The organism is Paraburkholderia sp. GAS32 (genome assembly GCF_050434225.1).
In the GTDB taxonomy this organism is placed as follows: Bacteria; Pseudomonadota; Gammaproteobacteria; order Burkholderiales; family Burkholderiaceae; genus Paraburkholderia; species Paraburkholderia madseniana.
On sequence record NZ_JBNPVS010000011.1, the window covers coordinates 14617 to 34997 of the forward strand.

Sequence of the window (20381 nt, forward strand, 5' to 3'; positions counted from 1 at the left end):
CTGACTGCGCCGGCGCGCGGGAATCGCTTAAGATTGCCCCCATCCGCGGCGACATGTACGTCGCTTTGGCTACAAAGGAGACAATGAAAAATATGGGCGCTCTCAGTCATATCCGCGTGCTGGACCTCACACGCGTACTCGCCGGGCCTTGGTGCGCGCAGACGCTCGCCGATTTCGGCGCCGACGTGATCAAGATCGAACGGCCCGAAGTCGGCGACGACACGCGCCACTGGGGGCCGCCGTATCTGAAAACGCCTGAAGGCGCCGACACGCGCGAGGCCGCCTATTACCTTGCGGCCAATCGCAACAAGCGCTCGGTCACCGTCGACATCGCTTCGCCCGAAGGCCAGCGGATCATCCGCGAACTGGCCGCGCAAAGCGACGTGGTGCTGGAGAACTACAAGGTCGGGCAGTTGAAGAAGTACGGCCTCGATTACGCGTCGCTGAAGGAAGTAAAGCCCGATCTGATCTATTGCTCGGTGACCGGCTTCGGGCAAACCGGCCCGTATGCGCAGCGCGCCGGCTACGATTTCATTGTGCAAGGCATCGGCGGCTTCATGAGCATTACCGGCGAGCGCGACGGCCAGCCGGGCGGCGGCCCGCAAAAGGCCGGCGTCGCGATCGCCGATCTGATGACCGGCATGTATTCGACCATCGCCGTGCTCACGGCGCTCACGCATCGCGACCGCACGGGCGAAGGTCAATACATCGACATGGCGCTGCTCGACGTGCAGGTGGCCATGCTGGCCAACATGAATTCGAATTACCTGGCGAGCGGCCAGCCGCCCGTGCGCTGGGGCAATGCGCATCCGAACATCGTGCCCTACCAGACCTTCCAGACCAGCGACGGCTGGATCATTGTCGCGGTCGGCAACGACGGCCAGTTCCGCAAGTTCGTCGAGGCCGGCGGCCGCACCGAACTCGCCATTGACGAGCGATTCGCCACCAATCCGGCACGCGTACGCAACCGCGATATCCTCGTGCCGATTCTTGCCGACATGGTGCGTCTGCAGGGCAAACAACAGTGGATTGCCGGCCTCGAAGCAGCCGGTGTGCCGTGCGGGCCTATCAACGATCTGGGCGAAGTGTTCGAGAACGAGCAGGTCGTGGCGCGCGGGTTGCAGGTCGATCTGCCGCATCCGTCGGGCGGCACGGTCAAACTGGTGCGCAATCCGATCAATATGAGCGGTACGCCGCCCGAAGCGCTGTCCCATCCGCCGACGCTCGGCGAGCACACCGACAGCATCCTGCGCGATGTGCTCGGCTATGACGAGGCACGAATCGCGGCGTTGCGGGACCAGTCGGTGATTTGAGGACGGCTGCGTTGCGGGCGAGTGATTTGGGGCCGGCTGGGGCGTTGGCGACTTGCAGTGAGGCTGGCAACGGTGCCAGCTCACTCGCCGCCCTAATCTCAGCAAATCAGGCCATCACCGCCGCTCGTCTAACGAAGCCAGCCAGCGCCGCCCCTCTTCCCAATCGCCGAGGCCGCTGTCGGCATTGATGTGGCCGCGCGGCCCGATATCGATCCAGCGGCTGCCCCACGCGCTCGCACAAGTCTGCGAAAACGGCACACCACCGTATAGATCGTCGCTGCTCGACACGACGATGCTCGCGAACGGCAGTCGCACAAGCGGCACCGGCGCAAAGCCACTGGCGTCCTGCGGAAAATGCGCCTCGGAGGGGTTGGGCACGGCCACCAGTAATGCACCGGCCACTTTCGCCAACTGCTCAACGCTCGCGTATTGCGACGCCCAGAAGGCGGTCGTCAGGCAGCCCAGGCTGTGCGCGGCGAACACCACCGGCGAGTCGGCTGCGGCCACTGCGGCGTCGAGCGTGCGGCACCACGCGTCGCGCGTCGGATGATCCCAGTCAGGCATTTGCACGCGCACGAAGGCGGGATCGAGCGCTTCCCAAAGCGTCTGCCAGTGACCCGCGCCGGAGTTCTGGTAGCCCGGCAGCACGAGTACGTTTAGTTTTTGTCCGCTCATTGCGTTCCCCGTCGCAGTTCGTTTTTCAAGTTCGCTTTCGCGATATGTTTCCGCGGTCCACGTCTGCAATTGTCGTTGCGGTACGTTTTTGCGGTGCGTTTTTGCGGTGCGTTTTTGCGGTACGTTTTTGCGGTACGTCTCCGCACGCAGTCCGTCTCCGCAGTTTGCTTCCGCAGCCCGCTTCCGCAATCACCCACTTCGCCCGGCCAAAGCCGCATGCTTCAATGCATCACACGGCCCACGCCCACGCCGCGCGGATCGGCCGCCGGCTCGGGCGTCGTCCCTTCGACGCGAATCATCTGCACGTCGCCGTTGAACGACTGCCCTTCCAGCGTGTAGCCCCTGGCTTTCAGCTGATCGGCCAACTCACCCGTGATCGGATGATACGGCTCGAAATAGATCGTCTTCGGCGGCAGCAACTGATGATGGAACCGCATCGCGGCCAAAGCATCGGTCGGCGCCATGTTGAAATCGTACAGGTTGGTCATGACCTGGAAGATCGACGTGAGTATTCGCGAGCCGCCAGGCGTGCCGATCACCAGCGACACCTTGTTGTCCTTCAACAGAATGGTCGGCGTCATCGACGAAAGCGGCCGGCGTCCCGGGGCCACCGTGTTCAGGTCGTCAGCCGTCGCGCCGGGCGTGCCGGCGGCAGCCGGTTTGGTGACGAAGTCGTCCATCGCGTCATTGAGCAGGAAGCCGCCGCCGTCCACCACCACGCCGGAACCGAAATCCCCGTTCAGCGTGTAGGTGTTCGACACGGCGTTACCCCACTTGTCGACCACCGAATAATGCGTGGTTTGCGCTTTCTCCGGCATCACGTCGCCGAGGCCGCCTTTAACGGGCGTCGCGCCCGGCACTTCGTCGGGTTTCACTTCATCGGCGCGTTGCGCGAGGTAGGCGTCGCTGGTCAGTTTGTCGAGCGGCACCTTGTACGAATCGGGGTCGCCAATGTATTGCTGGCGATCGGCGAACACGCGGTCTTCGATCTGCGCGATCAGATGGATATACGGCTCGGAATTCAGCTCGAGGCCATCGAACGCCGGCTTCAGATCGGCCTTCATCTTCAGCATCTGGATCAGCCCGACTCCACCCGAACTCGGCGGCGGCGCGGTCACGACCTGGTAGCCGTTCCAATTGGCGGTGAGCGGCTGGCGCCAGACAGCCTTGTATTGAATCAGGTCCTGCTTCGTGACCAGACCGTGGCCATACATCTGCTGGGCGATCAGATCGGCGGTGCGGCCTTCGTAAAACTCACGCCCGCCGTCGCCGGCGATGCGCGAGAGGGTTTGCGCGAGTTCAGGCTGGCGATACATGACGCCCGCCTTCAGGTTCGAGAAGTAGGCTTCGAAGTTGGTCTTGCCGGCGAAACTCTTCGCTGCCGCGTCGTGGCGCTGCTGCAACCCCTGGTCGACCTGGAAGCCGTCGGTGGCGTAACGGATCGCGGGCGCCAGCACCTGCTTCCATTTCAGCTTGCCGAAACGCTGCTGCGCTTCCCACATGCCCTCGACGGTGCCCGGCACGCCCACCGCGCGATGGCCGACGAGGCTCATACCCGGCACGAGGTTGCCTTTATCGTCGAGGTACATGTCGCGGGTCGCCTGTTGCGGCGCGCGCTCGCGATAGTCGAGAAAATACGGCTTGCCGTCCATGAACACGGTCATGAAGCCGCCGCCGCCGAGATTCCCCGCGTCCGGACAGGTCACGGCCAGCGTGAAGGCGATCGCCACCGCGGCGTCCACCGCGTTGCCGCCGGCGGCGAAGATCTGCTGCGCGGTGTCGGCGCTGAAGCGATCCGGCACGGCCACCGCCGACGCGTCCAGCACGGCCTTGGGCAGCGGCGTTTTCGCGAGCGCGGGGACGGGCGCGGCGAAGCTGCCGGCGAGCGCGGCGAACACGGCCGCAGCCGTCACGATCCGTGCGAAAGACAAAGAGGCGAAGGGCGCGCGAGGCGCGTCATGCGACGGGACGGACATCTGAGGAACTCCGGGAACTAGGAACGCCATGTTGCACGAACGGAAAGCGTCCATGCCAGGGCGGCCCAATGGGTGACGCGGCCTGCGTGCCCGGCAGCGCTCTGGTGGGCGCTACACGGCAGGGCACAGGCAGCGCAATCCGAAACGGCTTGAGCGGGGCGCGGGTGTGCGGCGAGGCTGTCTGGCTTGCGCCGCACGGGCGCAAAGCGGCGCCGGGGAAAAATCCGTGGGCGAACATCATGTCGCCCGTGCGCGGCGCGTGGAGAGTGCGCCGCCCGCATCGTAAGTCGCCATGGACCGCGCCAACAAAACGTTTTACCTCCTGTTACAGCACATTAAACGCAGCTTGCACGATCTCGTCCCCCAAAAACCACTCGAAACCGCTCAAACGTTGGCTGCGCGCCGCACTCGCCTGCCGCGAGCGAACGCGTCAGGTAGAATTGACGGATAAGTGGGCGCATTGCGCGTCCCCGACAGACTTTCACCTTCTCGCATGAATACCGAACGCAACGACGCGCCAGCGGCATCCAATTTTATCCGCAACATTATTGACGAAGACAACCGCACCGGCAAGTGGGGCCAGCGCGTCGAAACGCGCTTTCCGCCCGAGCCGAACGGCTACCTGCACATCGGTCACGCCAAGAGCATCTGCCTGAACTTCGGCGTGGCGCGCAGCTACGGCGGCGTGTGCCATCTGCGTTTCGACGATACGAATCCGGAAAAGGAAAGCGTCGAGTACGTCGACTCGATCATCGACTCGGTGCGCTGGCTCGGTTTCGAGTGGGAAAAAGGCGGCAAGGAACAGCTCTATTTCGCGAGCGATTACTACGACAAACTGTACGAATTCGCCGAACTGCTGATCGAACGCGGCAAGGCGTATGTGGACAGCCAGTCGGCCGAAGAAATGCGCGCGAACCGCGGCTCGGCTTCCGAAGTCGGCACGCCGTCGCGCTTCCGCGAGCGTTCGGTGCAGGAAAACCTCGACCTGTTCCGCCGCATGAAAGCCGGCGAGTTCAAGGAAGGCGAGCATGTGCTGCGCGCGAAGATCGACATGTCGTCGCCGAACTTCAACATGCGCGACCCGGTCATCTACCGCATCCGCTTCGCGCATCACTACCGCACCGGCGACACATGGTGCGTGTACCCGATGTACGACTACACGCACTGCATCTCGGACGCGCTGGAAAACATCACGCATTCGCTGTGCACGCTCGAATTCGAAGACCACCGTCCGCTGTACGACTGGATTCTGAACGAGCTGGCCGAAGCTGGAATCTTCACGCGCCCGCTGCCGCAACAAATCGAGTTTTCGCGCCTGAACCTGACCTACGCGATCACCAGCAAGCGCAAACTGCTGCAACTGGTGACCGAAGGCCATGTCGAGGGCTGGGACGATCCGCGCATGCCGACTATCGTCGGTGTGCGCCGCCGCGGTTTCACGCCGGAAGCGATCCAGTTGTTCTGCGAGCGCATCGGCGTCACCAAGGTCGATTCGTGGATCGACATGAGCGTGTTCGAAGGCGCACTGCGCGACGATCTGGACGACAAGGCGCCACGCACTGCTGCCGTGCTCGATCCGGTCAAGCTGATCATCGACAATTTCCCCGAAGGCGTGACCGAGCCGTGCAATGCGCCGGTCCACCCGCATCATCCGGAAATGGGGGTTCGGGAGTTCCCGATCTCCCGCGAACTGTGGATCGAACGCGAGGACTACAACGAAACGCCGCCGAAGGGCTACTTCCGCCTGTTCCCGGGCAACAAGGTGCGCCTGCGTTACGGCTATGTGATCGAATGCATCGGTGCGGACAAGGACGAGAACGGCAACATCGTCGCGGTCCACTGCAACTACCTCCCGGACAGCAAATCGGGCACGGAAGGCGCGAACACCTATAAGGTCAAGGGCAACATTCACTGGGTCAGCGCAGCAGGCGCGGTCCCGGCCGAAGTGCGCATCTACGACCGTCTGTTCAAGGAACCGCAACCGGACGCCGGCGGCCGCGACTTCCTCGAAGCGCTGAATCCGGATTCGAAGCGCGTGGTCAACGCCTACCTGGAACCGGGTGCGCGCGACGCGCTGCCGGAACAGCGCTATCAGTTCGAGCGCCACGGCTATTTCGTCGCCGACCGCGTCGATTCGAAACCGGGCAAACCCGTATTCAATCGCATCGTCAGCTTGCGCGACAGTTGGGGCAAGCCGGCGTAAGCTGGAGCCACAACAGCGCGAAGCGCATCTGACGTAGCTTCTCTGAAGTCAAATACGGCGTGCATTTCGCGAGCGGGATGCACGCCGTTTCGTTGCATCATGTTCCATCGACAGTGACAGCGCGGCATCCATGCACGCGCGAGTCCGGGAGGCCCGATGAAAGTTGCAGCCCGTCGCGGGGTAAGCGCATGGGACACAGCATCAGGTGCGGGTCATACGCGTGCCGTTGCTGTTACGCGCATAACCCGCGCCGCACGCGTCGCGCATAGCATGCGCTGCGCACTCGTGGCGCTGAGTGCGTTTGGCGCGGCGTCGCTCGCCTGCCCCGCTCACGCGGACGAACTCACCGGCACGCTGAAGAAAATCCACGACGATGGCGTGGTCGTACTCGGCGTGCGAGAAGCGTCGATTCCCTTCTCATACTTCGACGGCACGCGCACGGTCGGCTACTCGCAGACCATCGCGCTGCAGATCGTCGACGAAATCAAGAAAACGCTCGGCCTGCCGCAACTGAAGGTGCACGAAATCACCGTGACCTCGTCGAACCGCACGCCGATGTTGCTGAACAACCAGATCGATCTGGAATGCGGCTCAACCACGCACACGGTGGAACGCGAAAACGTGGCCGCGTTCTCGAACAGCTTCTTCCAGTACGCGGTGCGCATGATCGCGCGCAAGAGCAGCGGCATTACGGATTTTCCCGACCTGGCCAGCAAGACGGTCGTGACGACCGCCGGCACCTCCGACGAGCGCCTGCTGCGCCGCCTGAACACCGAGAAGCATCTGAACATGCGCATCACGAGTGCGCGCGATCATGCGGAAGCATTCAGCGCGGTCAAGGATGACCGGGCCGTGGCCTTCGTGATGGACGAGCCGATCGTGTACGGTTTCAAATCGACCGACCCGCACCCCGAAGACTTCGTGGTAACCGGCACGCCGCTCGGCTATGAGGTCTACGCCTGCATGTTCCGCAAGGGCGACGAGCCGCTGCGCATGCTCGTGAACGGGGTAATCGCACGCGGCCAGCTTGCCGGCGACGCCGAACGTCTGTACAACCAGTGGTTCACCCAGCCGATTCCGCCGCACGGCATCAATCTGAATTTTCCGTTGTCGGAACAGAACCGCACGCTATTCGCGCATCCCAACGACCACGCGCTCGACTGAGCGCGCCGGCAGCGCGCGTGGCGGATGCAGGTGGCGGGTATTGCCAAGCGCTGCAGCCCAATCAACCCATCCGCCGCTATAGCGTTCGATGCAGTTCCGCGAGCGAAAGCGTGGTTTGAAAGAGCCGTGTGAGACTGCGGCTCGCATACTGCTCGACTTCGTCCGGTGCGGTCCAGCGATATGCGTCCATTTCGGGGATCAGCGTGCCGTCGGAGCGGCGCGGAAACAGCGACGTGCAGGTGCAACAAGACAGATCGAGTTCGTCGGCCGTCGCGCGCGCCGCGAACAGATGCAGATCCTTGTCGCGCCGGTAGACGAACAATCCGAGATCCTTCAAGCGACCGGGTTCGATCACGATACCGGTCTCCTCGACCATCTCGCGCAACGCCGTGACGTGTGGCGCCTCGCCCTCTTCGCCATGCCCTTTCGGAACGTCCCAGTGAGACGTTTCGGTGGCGTGCGCGAGCAGCACCCGGCCGTCCGGGTCGAGCAGCACGACGCCGCACGAGACGACCCGCGCGCTCATCGACGCAACGCGCCGCAAGGACGCACAACTTCGGGCTGCGCCGGCGGCAAGCCGGCGCGCGCCATCATACCGGCCCGCACGCTCAGTGCTTTTTCTGCAATTGCCAGTTGCCGCCGCCCTGTTTGCAGAACTGCGGACGCAGGTTCATCGACTGCCCTTTCGCATTCAGCGCGACGCCGACGTCGCGGCAAGTGCGCTCGCCATCCTTCGCCGTGCTGGCGATGCTGATCGTCGCGTCGATCTTCACGCTGTTGCCGGTGTCTTCGTTAACCCAGTTCACGCTTTCGCCGTCCTGCTTGTCGTTCAAGGCAGCGAACACGGCGCTCTTGATCGAGTCGACGTCGCGTTGCTTCATGTAGCTGATCGGCGTGTCGTTCAGAAAACCGAGGTTCGCCGCTTGCGCGCCGATGGCGCAGCCAAGCAGCAGGCCACCGACGGTCAGGTGAAACAGGGCACGGGTTCGCATCGACATGAAGGGTTCTCCTCGAAGAGTAGTTCGGCGGTCTCGAGCGCGTTCACGGCGGCTCGTGATCTGGACCCCAAAAGCATAGCATGTCGCCCTCGAAGCGGCCGCCCGGATGCGGCATCGCAACGGCCCACGGCAGCCTGCAGCATCCGATTCCCGCCTTGCTGGAACGAACGGGCGCGACGACCGCTCAGACTTTTTAGGACGAGTCTCATATCTTCTTATGAAGCGTCTTCTTAAGATAGGTCTGTTGCGCTGTAGCGCTGATCAAGCTTCCACCGCCGCCCTATGGACATCTCGTCTGCTCTCGAAACCTTCACCGTCGCGCTCGCGCTCTTTTGCGTCGCGCTGGTGCCGTTCGCCATCGGCCGCGATCCCGGTCTTGCGCGGCGCATCGTGCAAATGGACAGCCTCCCCCGCGCACGCTGGCCGAATCTGCTGACACGCGCCGGCATTGCATGCGTCCTCATATCGTTCGCGCTTCTGCTGGTCGGCTGCTACTACATCATTGCCGGCGCGGGCCACTGACCTCGTCCGCGGCGGCACGTGCCGCCCCGACTAGCGGCGCGTCCATCGCCCGGCGATCAATTCGCCGCCTTATTTCCTGCCTTATACCCATCGGTGAGCGTATTCAAAAACGCCACCACATCTTTGATTTCAGCCTCGTCGAGCACCGGCTTGTCACCCGGCTTGCGATCGAACGGCGGCTCGGTGTTCAGATTGGCCCAGTAACGCTGCGGCAGATCGTCGAACTTCTGCACCTTGCCCTTCACGACCGGATAAAACTTTTCCGGGTTCGTGTCGCGTTGCGCATAAAAACGCACTGTCTGATCCAGCGAATGATAGATGCCGTTGTGGAAGAAACTCTTCTTCAACGCGACGTTGCGCAGCGTCGGCGTGCGGAAGATGCCGCAAAATTCGGCGCGGCCCTTCAGGTCGGTACGCTCCGGCCCGCATGCGCCGAGGTCGTAGAAATGCGGATCGCGATTCACCGGCAGCGCGCGGTTGCGCGGCACGCCGATCGCAATCAGACCGAAGTCGCTGAACTGCGGCGGCGCACCGTCCATGGTGCGCTGGCTGATGTGGCAGCTCGCGCAATTGCCCTTCTTTTCGTCGTTGAAGACTTCCAGACCATGTAGTTCGGCCTTGGTCAGTTGCGCTTTGCCCGCCAGATACGCGTCGTACTTGCTGGTGTACGGATAGAAAATCTCGGGTGCCTGCTCGAAGGTTTCCAGCGCTTGCAGCACGGCGTTGAAAGTGGCGGCATCGCTATCGAAAATATGCTCGCCAAATGCCGCGCGAAAAGCCTCCGCATACGGCGCGGCTTTCACCGCCGCCGTGACCTTCGCAGGCGTGCTGCCCATTTCGAACGACGACAGCAGCGGAATACGCGCCTGATCCGAGCCGCGGTCGACCCTGCCGTCCCACGTCAAGCCGCCGGTCGGCCCGGCATCCACGCTCTCATCGCCTTCGTCGTCCGACTCGTGATAGTGCTCGGCGAACGCCGGCACCGATTGCAGGTACTTGAGCGTCGGCGCGGCGCGCATGCCGGTGCGGTGCATGTCGTTGCCGCCCAGTTGTACCGACAGCGAATTCGCCGGCGAAAAGCCGTGATCGGGGCTGTGGCACGACGCGCAGGCCAGCTTGCCCGAGCCGGATAGCGACGCGTCGAAGAACAGTTGCTTGCCGAGGGCCGTCATCTGCCGCACGGATTCGTAGACTTGCGCGCGGGTCTGACCGGCTTCATGTGCCGTCACCTTGACGGTAGAGGCCACTGTAGAGGTGGACGCCGCCGACGCACTCGTCTGGCGCCCGACACCCGCGTTGGCATTGGTATTGGCGTTCGTATCCGCCCTGGCGCTCACTTGCGCGTTGCCATTCCCGTCGGCCTTGCCCCCCGCTGTCTGCGAGCCTGCGTCGCACGCGGCCAGGGTCACGGTCATGGCTGCGAGCGCCATCGCCAGCACCGCGCCAATGCCTGCCGGCCTCACGCGCCGCCGCGCCCGCGGCCGAACCGTCGTTTTACGAATCCCCGCGAGACCAAGCCGCATATGAATGATGTGAGTTTGCGATATTGAAGTCCGCGAGCGTATTTCATCGACATGTCGTTTAAATGACATACAGCCGACGAAAATATCGAAACCCAAGCCATTCGTAATTAGTTACATGTTTCTGTCAAATTCCTTGTTCAAACTTTCGCTCGCGGCCATCCGTGTAAACAATGCACGCGGCCCGTCCCCAACGCGAGAGAGAGAACACATACCAAATGAACAAAAAACTGATCTGCGCGGCGCCTATCGCGATCGCGGCAGCGTTGAGTCTGTATGCGTGCGGCGGCGACAATGTCACCGCGCAACCGGACATCACGTCGATCAAGACGGTCGTGGTGATCTACGCGGAGAACCGCAGCTTCGACAATCTGTACGGCAACTTCCCCGGCGCCAACGGTCTGCAGAACGTGACGGCGGCGAGCGCCACACAGGTCGACCGCGACGGCACGGTGCTCGCCACGCTGCCGCAAGTGTGGAACGGCCTGACGCAAACCGGCGTGACGCCGGTCGTGACGCAAGCGATGACGGCCAACCTGCCGAACAGCCCGTTCGCCATCGACGATCCGAATGGTTTCAACACGCCGATCACGGCCACGACGCGCGATCTGTATCACCGCTTCTATGAAAACCAGATGCAGATCAATGGCGGCAAGAACGACAAATTCGCCGCGTGGGCGGACTCCGGCGGCCTCGTCATGGGTCACTACACGCTCAACGCCGACAAGCTGCCGTTGTGGAAAATCGCCCAGCAATACACGCTGGCCGACAACTTCTTCATGGGCGCGTTCGGCGGCTCGTTCCTGAATCACCAGTGGCTGGTTTGCGCGTGCACGCCGACCTATCCGAATGCGGACAAGAGCCCGGCAGCCGCCTCGATCTCGTCGGTCGAGAGCGACGGCGTGACGCTGAAGCTTGCGACCAACTCGCCGGCTTCGGCGCTGAGCGGGCCGCCGAAATACGTGCTCTCGGGCAATCTGACGCCTGACTTCTACGCGATCAACACGATGCAGCCGCCGTATCAGCCAAGCGGCAACAAGGCGGCTTCGGGGGGCGACGCCAACCTGGCCGACCCGACTGCGGCCACCACGTTGCCGGCGCAAACGCAACAGCACATCGGCGATCTGCTGAACAACGCGAAGGTGTCGTGGGCGTGGTACGGCGGCGCGTGGGGTGCGGCGGTGTCGGCGGTGCAAAGCGGCACGTCGAACGTGATCTACGGCGCGAATCTGACGGCGCCGAATTTCCAGCCGCATCACCAGCCGTTCAACTACTTCGCCGATCTCGCACCGGGCTCGGCGAACCGTTCGCAGCATTTGCTCGACGGCGGTCTGGCGGGTTCCGAGTTCATCAAGGCGATCGACGGCGGCACGCTGCCGCAAGTGTCGTTCTACAAGCCGCAGGGCAACCTGAACGAGCACGCGGGTTACACCGACGTCGCCTCCGGCGACCAGCACATCGCCGACGTGATCTCGCATCTGCAGAAAAGCCCGCAGTGGAACAACATGCTGGTGGTCGTGACATACGACGAAAACGGCGGCTTCTGGGACCACGTCGCGCCGCCGAAGGCCGACCGTTGGGGTCCGGGCACGCGGATTCCGGCGCTGATCATTTCGCCGTACGCGAAGAAGGGTTTTGTCGATCACACGCAGTACGACACGACGTCGATTCTGCGTTTCATCACGCATCGCTTCGCGCTGCCGACGCTGCCAGGTATCGCCGCGCGTGATGCTGCACTGGTCAGCAACGGCAGCAAGCCGATGGGTGATCTGACGGCAGCGCTGAACATCAGGCAGTAATCCGTTAGCAACAGTCCGCCTGACGGTGGGATTTTGACGGGGCAGCTTCGGCTGCCCTTTTTTGTTTTCGTCGCGCGGATCATCCCACGGCGCACGCGACTCGTTATCGATGCAAACAGCGACACAACGCGTTTGCACGAGCGGCGTATGCTTCGACGCAGGACGCAATCATTCCCGCCGATGGCGGCTCGAAACCCATAGCAACGTGTTGCAGGCTTGCCCACTTATTCAGGAGCTCGACAGCATGACTGAAAAAACCATCAAGGTACCCGGCCCCGATCATCCGATCACCATCGAGCCGGACAAAGCCCACGTGGTGGTGACGGTAGCCGGGCGCGTGATCGCGGATACGCGCAATGCGCTCGTGCTGCGCGAGGCGTCGTATCCGCCGGTGTATTACATCCCACGCAATGACGTCGAGATGACGCTGTTGGAACGTACCGATCACGCAACCTATTGCCCATATAAAGGCGATTGCGCGTACTACAGCATTCCGATCGGCGGCGAGCGCGCAGTGAATGCGGTCTGGACCTACGAGTCGCCCTACGCGGCCGTGAAAGAGATCGCCCAGCATCTGGCGTTCTATCCGAACCGGGTCGATTCCATCGACGTGCAGCCGGCGGGGTAAACGGCCATGCGCGCATCGCAGCGGTGAGGCTTCGATGCGCGGCGCCAGGCTTTTGAAGTACGGCAGGAGGGACTCGAACCCCCCACCCTCGGCTTAGAAGGCCGATGCTCTATCCAGCTGAGCTACTGCCGTAATGACGTGAGGCGATGCTACACACGAAACGTGTACAACCTGCATCGCCCGCAATGAGAACCCTTAACGGGCATTGGAACCTGTGCTGTATGACTGCCACAGGGTTCATGGGATACCGAAATTCTAACTGACCGGGCCGAGACTGTGGAAATCCGGTCCGGCGCACGGCAACGCTGATCGGCAGTCACCACGCCGCATCGCAAAACAAACGGGCCCGACGCGTTGAGCCGGGCCCGGATTATAACCGATCGCTCCTTACCCGCCAGTCGCACGCCGGCACCTAGCCGGCTGTAGCGGGCGTGTCGAACGCAATCAGACCTGCGGATGCAGCATGAACCAGCCGAGGAACACGATCCCCGCGATCACGCAGTACACGCCGAACGAAGCCAGACGTCCGCGGCCTTCGAAATAACGCATCAGGAAACGCACGCTGAGATAGGCGGCGATTGCGGTCAGCACGCCGCCGAGCAATGCATCGGCGAGCTGGCCCGGCGCATGGAACAGTTTCGGCAATTCGAGCACGCCGGCCGCGAAGATGATCGGCGTGCCGAGCAGGAACGAGAACTCGGCGGCCTTCTCGGTCGTCAGGCCGGCCGCATTCCCGGCGATCATCGTCAGACCGCTGCGCGAGAAGCCCGGAATCAACGCGCCGATCTGCGCGAGGCCGACGAAAAACGCCTGGCGGAAGGTCAGCTTCTCCGGCGCCTGGTGCGCGCGCGAACGTTGCAGGCGATCGCCGAACCACAGCAGCACGCCGTTCACGATCAGGGCGACTGCGACAATGCGCAGATCGTGAAAAATCAGTTCGAGACGTTTCTCAAGGATCAGCCCGACGAGGCCCGCCGGAATCGTGCCGATGATGAGCGCCCACATCATGTGCGCGTCGTCGTTGCGACGGCCGCCGAACGAAGCGAAGAAGCCACGCACCAGCGCGCACCAGCGCTTGCGGAAGTACCACAGCAGCGCGAACGCCGTACCGAGGTGCAACGCAACGAGGAACGGCAGCAACTGCGGCGCGTGCTTGTCGATATGCATGCCGAACAGGCCGGGTACGAGCAAGGTGTGGCCAAGGCTGCTGACCGGGAACAGTTCGGTGACGCCTTGCAGCACGCTCAGGAAAATCAGAAACGACAGGTTCACGCGGCGGTCCTTGTAAGGAAAATGTCGGGGAACAGCGCGCCGCACAAGGAGATCGACGGCGCGTCAAGAGCGCACCGATTATGCCTGGCTGCAAAGTCAGCGCCAAGCGTTTGAACCGCATTCGGGGAAATATTGATGCGCCGCGTCACAACTGGAAACCGTTGTTACGCCGCAGCAAAAGAAACAGAGCGCCGCCGGTGGCCGCCCTGCGATCATGAGAAATTCAATGTACTGATGGTCGAAACTTGTGCCAGGCCCGCATTGACGGCCCGGCGGAAGGCGAAGCAGATGACTGGATCAGCGCTCGAGCTTGTAGAAAAAGTAGACCGTGCTTGCCGCGAACATGCCGAACAGCGCCACACCCATTGCCATTGCGAGATCCATAAAGCCTCCTGAGCCGATCTCGCCCGGTCGTTGAAGTGGCCGGGCAGTCAGTGGATTATCGACAAGGATAGTGCTTCCCGGACACCCGCAATTTCCCGAGAAGGGTTTCCCCGTAGCGCAAAGCAGCGCAAAATCGTTGCTTCGCGAGCCGTTACGCGGCGTCGTTCGAACGTTCACAACCCGCGTTCGAGCCGCGCTCAACTCACTTGAACCGCACCCAACCTTTTCTCAACCAGCCCATCGACCATGCCCCTCTCCCCGCAACAGGACATTCTCGAGATCGCCCAGGACGCCTCCGTGCTCCGTTTCTCGCCGCAAGCCGGCGGCCGTCTTTTGTCGTGGATCATCAACGGCGAAGAGGTCATTCATTGGCCCGAGAACGCCGACTGGAGCCAGCCGGCCAGGATTCGCGGCGGCAACCCGCTGCTGTTTCCGTTTCTGGGCCGGCATCGCGTCGACGGCAAGATCGGCTTCTGGCGTGACGCACAAGGCACGGTGCGCGAATTGCCGATGCATGGTTTCGCACGCGACCTGCCCTTCGAAGCCCACGCTGACGTACACGGCGCCGGTTTGCGCATGACCCTCGCCGACAGCGACGCGACACGCGGCGGCTACCCGTTCGGCTTCCGTTTCGAAGCGACGTACCGACTCGTCGATACGCATACGCTGGAAGTCACGCTAAGCACCGCCAATACCGGCGACGTGCGGCTGCCCTACTACGCCGGCCATCACTTCTATTTCACGCTGCCGCATACGCAACGCGCCGAGACCTCGTTGGAACTGCCGCCCACCGAACGGTGCTACCAGCAGAGCGACGGCTCGATCAGCGCAGCAGAACCGGGCGCGGCGCGCTACACGCTCGACGAGGCGCGCATTCTCGACCGCTTCCATTGTCTCGTCGGTGCGCCGGACCAACCGGTGCGCCTCGTTGCGCCCGGACTGAACCGGGTCATCACGATCGATCTGCAACGGCCGGACTCAGTGCCCTGGTATGCGGTCACGACATGGACCGAAGCCGCTGACTCGGACTTCTATTGCGTCGAGCCGTGGCTGGGTCTGCCGGATGCGATCCACAACGGCCTGGGACTGCGCTGGCTCGAACCAGGACAAACCGAGACAGCCGCACTGCGTATCAGCGTCAGCAAGCTGCGCTGATGGCAGGTTTTCCGCTCATCGTGACGTGACGGGTTACGTAGCTTTTCGCCGCGTTCCCGCCGTGCGCGCCCGCCTCTGCATCCGTTTTTCGGATGCTGCAGCGCAAAACCGTTAGAATCGGACGCTTTGCATCTACCTGCCGCGTGATCGGGATCGGCGCGTGGCAGCGCTTTGCGATGTCCAATGCTCAACACAACAAGAATCATGAAACGGCTCGCCTGCGCGTCGTTGCTGGCGGTGCTTGCCGCCTGCGGGTCCGCTCCGGTGGGGCCTGGCTTTTACCGCGTCGAACGGGGCGATACCCTGTCGAAGATCGCGCGCAGCAACCGGCAACCGGTGCAAAACATCGTGCGCTGGAACAACCTGACCAACCCGGACAGCATCGAGGTCGGACAGGTGTTGCGGGTCGCGCCACCGGGCAATGTGGCGTCTACAGGCGGTGCCGCGGGTGGTGCAGCGCGTAGCAGCGGGGCAGGAAGCGCGAGCGCTTCGGCGGCGCCCCGGCCGGCACCCGCCGATAGCGCGCCGCCGTCCGCGCCGGCTTCGGCGATCTCGCTGGTATGGCCCGCTGACGGCACGGTGATCCGGCCCTTCGACGGCGCCAATTCGAAGGGCATCGATATTTCGGCGGCGGCGGGCACCCCGGTGGTTGCCGCGGCGCCCGGCACGGTGGTTTATGCGGGTAACGGCTTGCGCGGTTACGGCAACCTGCTGATCCTCAAACACAACGCCGACTATCTGACTGCCTACGCGCACAACCGCGTGCTGCTGGTGAAGGAAGGCCAGTCGGTCGCCCGCGGCGACAAGATCGCCGAAATGGGCGACACCGACACCGACCGTGTCATGCTGCACTTCGAACTGCGCTATCAGGGCCGCTCGATCGACCCGTCGCGGGCACTGCCGGCGCGCTAGCCGCCCGGCTTCAGGCACGCGCCCTGCAACAGCAGTCGAGGGAACCGCGCGTGCTATAAAACGCCCAATCCTATGCACGACGCGGCTTCGCGCTGCGTCTTCCCCTGTTATCTGTAAGGAATCTGCAATGAAGAGCGCACTGGCGTCCTTAACAACGGCCGCGGCGATCGGCCTCGGCCTGCTGACGCTCGGCAACCTCGGCGGCTGTTCCAGCACCACCACCATGACCTACCTGCCAAGCGGCGATACGGGCTTTGCGATCAACTGCAGCGGCAGTGACGCGAGTTCCAGTTGGGCCGAGTGCTACAAACGCGCGGGCGAGGTCTGCGGCAACTACGGCTACGACGTCGTTTCGAAGGACGTCGACAACGGCGCGACCTCGGGTGGCTCGATCGGCGGAGTTTTCGGTGCGAACGTCAAAAACCGGTCGATGGTGGTTCGCTGCAAGCAGTAGAGGCAACGTGGCAACGCAATAACGCAGGCGCAGGGCCGCTCGAGCTGGCGGCGGCGCCAGCGGCCAGAGCGCGGATCGACGCGTTCGGCGAATGCGTGCGGCAAACGCGAACAGCGCGCCGAGCGCGATCGGCCAGAAAAAAAAGCCCGGCACGAGGCCGGGCTAACGGGGGTTCGGCGCATATCGGCAAAGGACCGGTTCACCATGCGCCAGAAGGAAATCTAACAACCCGCCTTTACAAGCGCAATCTATTAATTTCGTGGGCAATGTGACGCGGCGTACGGAGTCCGCATTACGTGAAGAGAAAATGTCGGAAATAAGCTGGGTAAACGCCCTTATCTGCCTCGCATGAAACGTCATAAAATCAACAAGTCAAAATCGCGCGCGTGGTTCGCCGGGCCTTATAAATCAAGCACCTACCCACGCGTCACCCGAAAAGCCTGACGAAAGCCCTTTGACCGATTCCCGCCAGCCCTGCCCAGCATGATCCGGACGCTTTATGTATTGCGAACCTTTAGTGCGCCAACGCACCATACCGAGGTATTAGCGATTATTGAGCGACGCGAATAAGTAATCGCATTTCTTCACAACAAATTCGCGAATAGCGAATACATTAAAAATCTTCAAATCCGCTGACAAATTGCGAGATTGAAAATCGACCGCGGTAAATGAATCAATAGATTAGATGATAAGCACAGGCCTTGATTCGTTCAAGCTGGCCGAATGGCTAAAATCGGCCAGCTTGCAGCGCAATCACATGACTCGCAGGCCCAGTTCAGTCACGAGCACAGCCGCCTGCTGATGCGAAATCGTCGCGCCCTTGAACAGCGCCGCATCGACGAGCCGCACGCCGCTCAGATCCGCCTCGCGCAGGTCCGCGCCATCAAAGCGCGCGCCTTTCAGATGGGCATCCTTCAGACTGCCGCCGTCGAAGATCGCCTCGCGGAAATCGACGCCGGCCAGATCGGCGTCGGAGAAATCGAGTTGCTGGAGGGTGGCTTTGCGAAACGACAGGCCGCGCAAATGCGCGCCCACCAGCAAGGTCTCGACGAAGCTCAACCCAAGTGCCGTACAGGCTTCGAAATTGGCGCCCGTCAGCTTGCAGCTATGAAACGACGCCGAGGCAAGCTTGGCGCGCCGCCAGCTCGTGTTGTTCAGATCGCTCGATTGGAACGCCGCATCGACCAGATCGGCCGACGCGAAATCCGCCTGGCGGCCGCGGCAACGAACCCAGCGCGTGTGCGACAGCGCCGCGCCAAAAAATGACGTCTCGAGATCGTGCAGCGATGAAACTCAGCGCCGCGCAAGTCGAGTCGCGACAGATCGGCGCCTTCGAAATCGCAATCGGTGAAATGGAGCGGCTCTCTATTGCCCGCCATGCTCGTGCCAATGAGGCGCTCCACATCGGTGCGCGTGAGTGTGGCGTCGGCCACCACATGAGCTTGCGCGCCCGCAGCGCGCGCCGTTGAATCCAGTGACATGAAGGTTCAGAATGAATTTTGCCGAAAGACCCTAAGCGTACCGGAACGCGCGCCGCCCTGGCGATCCGCGCCGATGGTTTATAGTAACGGCCCCGTCAGAACCCGCTTACGATGACTTCCAACGACGCCACTCATAGCCCGCTGTACGCCAAACTGCTCGCCGAAACCGCCAAAATCGGCTGGATCGAACTCGAACGCTTTTTCGCGCGCGGCATGCTGCTGCGCGTCGCACGCGACATCGATCTGGTAAGCGTCGCCGAAGCCATCGCCAGCGACGACACCACGCAGGTCACGCAATGGCTGTCTTCCGGCCTCGTCGAACGCGTGCAGGCGGAAACCGCCGCCGATTTCGCCGCGCGCAATCCCGATCTGTGGGCGGTGGTCGTCTCGCCATGGGTGTGCGTGCAGGAACGTAATTGAGCGACCCCGCGCACGTCCCGAAGGAAGTCCCCCTGGGGAACGGCGCGAGCGCGACGGCCCCCGCCGTCCCGGTGCGCTGGCATCGCCGGGTGCTGACGCTGGCGTTTCCAATCGTCCTCGCCAATCTCACACAGCCGATTCTCGGCGCAGTCGACACTGCCGTCGCCGGCCATCTGGACGGCGCGTCCTATCTCGGCGGCGTCGCGCTCGGCGGCCTGTTCTTCAACTTCGTGTTCTGGGGCTTCGGCTTCCTGCGCATGGGCACCACGGGCCTCGTCGCGCAAGCGCACGGCGCGGGGGATCACGCCGAGTTGCGCAACAACGTCGTACGCGCGTTGTTGCTGGCGGCGGCGATCGGCGCCGCGGTGCTTCTGTTGCAAGTGCCGCTAATCGATTACGCATTGCGCGTGATCGGCGGCAGCGATGCGGTGCAGCGCCACGCGCAGATCTACTGCCACTCGCGTATCTGGGCCGCGCCGCTCGCGCTCGGCAACTACGTGGTGCTCGGCTGGCTGCTCGGTACGCAGCAGGTGCGGCTTGCACTGCTGTCGCAAGTGTTCATCAACAGTGTGAACATCGCGGCGGTGCTGTTGTACGTGTACGTATTCGATTGGGGCGTGGCCGGCATCGGCGCGGCCACGGCCACCGCCGACGCGCTCGGCTTCGTGCTCGGCGCCGCGTTGTTGTGGCACGGCCGGCCGCGCGGTTTGCCTGCGCTAAACCGCGCCTCCCTCTTCGACGCTCCAGCCCTCAAGCGCCTGGTGGTACTGAATCGCGATATCTTCGTACGCACGCTCTGTCTGCTGTCGTCGTTCGGCTGGTTCGCGCATCTCGGCGCGAAGCAAGGTGACGCCACGCTTGCCGCCAACGCGCTGCTGCTCAATTTTCAGACCTTCATGGCTTATGGACTCGACGGCTTCGCTCACGCGGCCGAAGCGCTGGTCGGCGCTGCGATCGGCGCGCGCGACCGGCACGCTTTCGCGCAGGCCATCAAGGTGACCGCGCTATGGTCCGCGCTCGGTGCGCTGGGCTTCTCGCTGGTGTACTGGGGCGCGGGCTCATGGATCATCGAAGGTCTGACCAATCAGGCCGTCGTGCGCGCCACGGCCGAGACTTATCTGCCATGGGCCGCGCTCTTACCGGTGATCTCAGTGTGGGGCTTTCTGCTCGACGGCGTGTTTATCGGCGCCACTCGCACGCATGAGCTGATGACGTCGATGGTGGTCTCGTTCGCGGTGTTCGTGGCGGCCTCGTGGGCCTTGCTGGCGCTGTATGGCAATCACGGTTTGTGGGCCGCGATGCTGATCTTCATGGCCGCGCGCGGCGTCACGCTCGCGCGCTTTTTGCCAGGTGTCGTGCGAGGCATGGCGGTGGCAGCGGTCTGAACGACAACGCCGCACACGGTTACGGCTTGAAACAAGCGCACACATATCACGCGTGCACCTCGCCCTAGAATAACTGCAGCCCGCGCTGTCCGCGCGAATAGTCTGCGCGGGTCAGAAGCG

General features: G+C 62.9%; 17 protein-coding genes, 1 tRNA gene and 1 pseudogene. 11 read left to right on the forward strand and 8 right to left on the reverse strand.

Going from position 1 to position 20381, the window contains the following annotated elements; translation table 11 throughout:
* Nucleotides 1–92 precede the first annotated feature (92 nt).
* Nucleotides 93–1313: a CaiB/BaiF CoA transferase family protein gene (locus tag P3T25_RS15475; protein WP_429358339.1), complete on the forward strand. Its 1221-nt coding sequence runs from the start codon at nucleotides 93–95 to the stop codon at nucleotides 1311–1313.
* 114 nt (nucleotides 1314–1427) lie between these two features.
* Here P3T25_RS15475 and P3T25_RS15480 read toward each other — a convergent pair whose 3' ends face one another.
* Both P3T25_RS15480 and ggt read right to left on the reverse strand, forming a co-directional pair.
* Nucleotides 1428–1988 carry an RBBP9/YdeN family alpha/beta hydrolase gene (locus tag P3T25_RS15480; RefSeq protein ID WP_154566360.1) on the reverse strand — a complete coding sequence of 187 codons (561 nt, stop codon included), beginning with the start codon at nucleotides 1986–1988 and terminating at the stop codon, nucleotides 1428–1430.
* Nucleotides 1989–2209: 221 nt separating this feature from the next.
* Nucleotides 2210–3964 (reverse strand): gamma-glutamyltransferase, encoded by a 1755-nt coding sequence (ggt, locus tag P3T25_RS15485; RefSeq protein ID WP_429358340.1) that lies wholly within the window; start codon nucleotides 3962–3964, stop codon nucleotides 2210–2212.
* Between the two features lie 493 nt (nucleotides 3965–4457).
* Here ggt and P3T25_RS15490 point away from each other — a divergent pair, with 493 nt between their 5' ends.
* On the forward strand, nucleotides 4458–6167 hold the full coding sequence (locus P3T25_RS15490) for a glutamine--tRNA ligase/YqeY domain fusion protein (RefSeq protein ID WP_429358341.1): 1710 nt from the start codon (nucleotides 4458–4460) through the stop codon (nucleotides 6165–6167).
* A gap of 156 nt (nucleotides 6168–6323) precedes the next feature.
* Entirely contained in the window at nucleotides 6324–7331 is a 1008-nt protein-coding gene (locus P3T25_RS15495; protein ID WP_408383126.1) for a transporter substrate-binding domain-containing protein, read from the forward strand.
* Nucleotides 7332–7407: 76 nt separating this feature from the next.
* On the opposite strand, the gene P3T25_RS15500 is transcribed toward P3T25_RS15495, so the two are convergent.
* Together P3T25_RS15500 and P3T25_RS15505 are read right to left on the reverse strand one after the other, a co-directional pair.
* Nucleotides 7408–7857, reverse strand: coding sequence for an NUDIX hydrolase (locus P3T25_RS15500; RefSeq protein ID WP_429358342.1), 450 nt, complete (start codon nucleotides 7855–7857; stop codon nucleotides 7408–7410).
* 82 nt (nucleotides 7858–7939) lie between these two features.
* Nucleotides 7940–8329 carry an RT0821/Lpp0805 family surface protein gene (locus tag P3T25_RS15505; RefSeq protein ID WP_154566356.1) on the reverse strand — a complete coding sequence of 130 codons (390 nt, stop codon included), beginning with the start codon at nucleotides 8327–8329 and terminating at the stop codon, nucleotides 7940–7942.
* Nucleotides 8330–8611: 282 nt separating this feature from the next.
* Here P3T25_RS15505 and P3T25_RS15510 point away from each other — a divergent pair, with 282 nt between their 5' ends.
* Nucleotides 8612–8851: a hypothetical protein gene (locus P3T25_RS15510; protein ID WP_154566355.1), complete on the forward strand. Its 240-nt coding sequence runs from the start codon at nucleotides 8612–8614 to the stop codon at nucleotides 8849–8851.
* A 56-nt stretch (nucleotides 8852–8907) separates the two neighbouring features.
* Here P3T25_RS15510 and P3T25_RS15515 read toward each other — a convergent pair whose 3' ends face one another.
* A complete protein-coding gene (locus P3T25_RS15515) occupies nucleotides 8908–10374 on the reverse strand; it encodes a cytochrome-c peroxidase (protein WP_429358343.1) in 1467 nt (488 codons plus the stop codon).
* 215 nt (nucleotides 10375–10589) lie between these two features.
* Here P3T25_RS15515 and P3T25_RS15520 point away from each other — a divergent pair, with 215 nt between their 5' ends.
* The gene (locus tag P3T25_RS15520) at nucleotides 10590–12170 is read left to right on the forward strand and encodes an acid phosphatase (RefSeq protein WP_266239348.1); all 1581 of its coding nucleotides are present in this window, start codon (nucleotides 10590–10592) and stop codon (nucleotides 12168–12170) included.
* A 244-nt stretch (nucleotides 12171–12414) separates the two neighbouring features.
* Nucleotides 12415–12798 (forward strand): DUF427 domain-containing protein, encoded by a 384-nt coding sequence (locus tag P3T25_RS15525; RefSeq protein ID WP_154566352.1) that lies wholly within the window; start codon nucleotides 12415–12417, stop codon nucleotides 12796–12798.
* A gap of 58 nt (nucleotides 12799–12856) precedes the next feature.
* Here the strand turns inward: P3T25_RS15525 and P3T25_RS15530 are convergent.
* Together P3T25_RS15530 and P3T25_RS15535 are read right to left on the reverse strand one after the other, a co-directional pair.
* Nucleotides 12857–12930, reverse strand: a tRNA-Arg gene (locus P3T25_RS15530).
* Between the two features lie 312 nt (nucleotides 12931–13242).
* The gene (locus tag P3T25_RS15535; RefSeq protein ID WP_429358344.1) at nucleotides 13243–14070 is read right to left on the reverse strand and encodes an undecaprenyl-diphosphate phosphatase; all 828 of its coding nucleotides are present in this window, start codon (nucleotides 14068–14070) and stop codon (nucleotides 13243–13245) included.
* Nucleotides 14071–14700: 630 nt separating this feature from the next.
* On the opposite strand from P3T25_RS15535, the gene P3T25_RS15540 reads away from it, so the two are divergent.
* The 3 genes from P3T25_RS15540 to P3T25_RS15550 all read left to right on the forward strand — a co-directional run bounded on the left by P3T25_RS15540 (nucleotide 14701) and on the right by P3T25_RS15550 (nucleotide 16975).
* Nucleotides 14701–15609: an aldose epimerase gene (locus tag P3T25_RS15540; RefSeq protein WP_154566351.1), complete on the forward strand. Its 909-nt coding sequence runs from the start codon at nucleotides 14701–14703 to the stop codon at nucleotides 15607–15609.
* Between the two features lie 183 nt (nucleotides 15610–15792).
* Nucleotides 15793–16521, forward strand: a complete 729-nt coding sequence (locus P3T25_RS15545; protein WP_154566350.1) for a peptidoglycan DD-metalloendopeptidase family protein — start codon at nucleotides 15793–15795, stop codon at nucleotides 16519–16521.
* 127 nt (nucleotides 16522–16648) lie between these two features.
* Entirely contained in the window at nucleotides 16649–16975 is a 327-nt protein-coding gene (locus P3T25_RS15550) for a hypothetical protein (protein WP_429358345.1), read from the forward strand.
* A 753-nt stretch (nucleotides 16976–17728) separates the two neighbouring features.
* On the opposite strand, the pseudogene P3T25_RS15555 reads toward P3T25_RS15550, so the two are convergent.
* Nucleotides 17729–18456: pseudogene (locus P3T25_RS15555) on the reverse strand (pentapeptide repeat-containing protein).
* 111 nt (nucleotides 18457–18567) lie between these two features.
* Here P3T25_RS15555 and P3T25_RS15560 point away from each other — a divergent pair.
* Together P3T25_RS15560 and P3T25_RS15565 are read left to right on the forward strand one after the other, a co-directional pair.
* Nucleotides 18568–18876, forward strand: a complete 309-nt coding sequence (locus tag P3T25_RS15560; RefSeq protein ID WP_429358346.1) for a DUF2288 domain-containing protein — start codon at nucleotides 18568–18570, stop codon at nucleotides 18874–18876.
* Complete coding sequence (locus P3T25_RS15565; protein ID WP_429358347.1) at nucleotides 18873–20261, forward strand: MATE family efflux transporter; 1389 nt, start codon at nucleotides 18873–18875, stop codon at nucleotides 20259–20261. Before P3T25_RS15560 ends, P3T25_RS15565 begins: the two co-directional genes overlap by 4 nt.
* The last annotated feature ends 120 nt before the right edge of the window (nucleotides 20262–20381 follow it).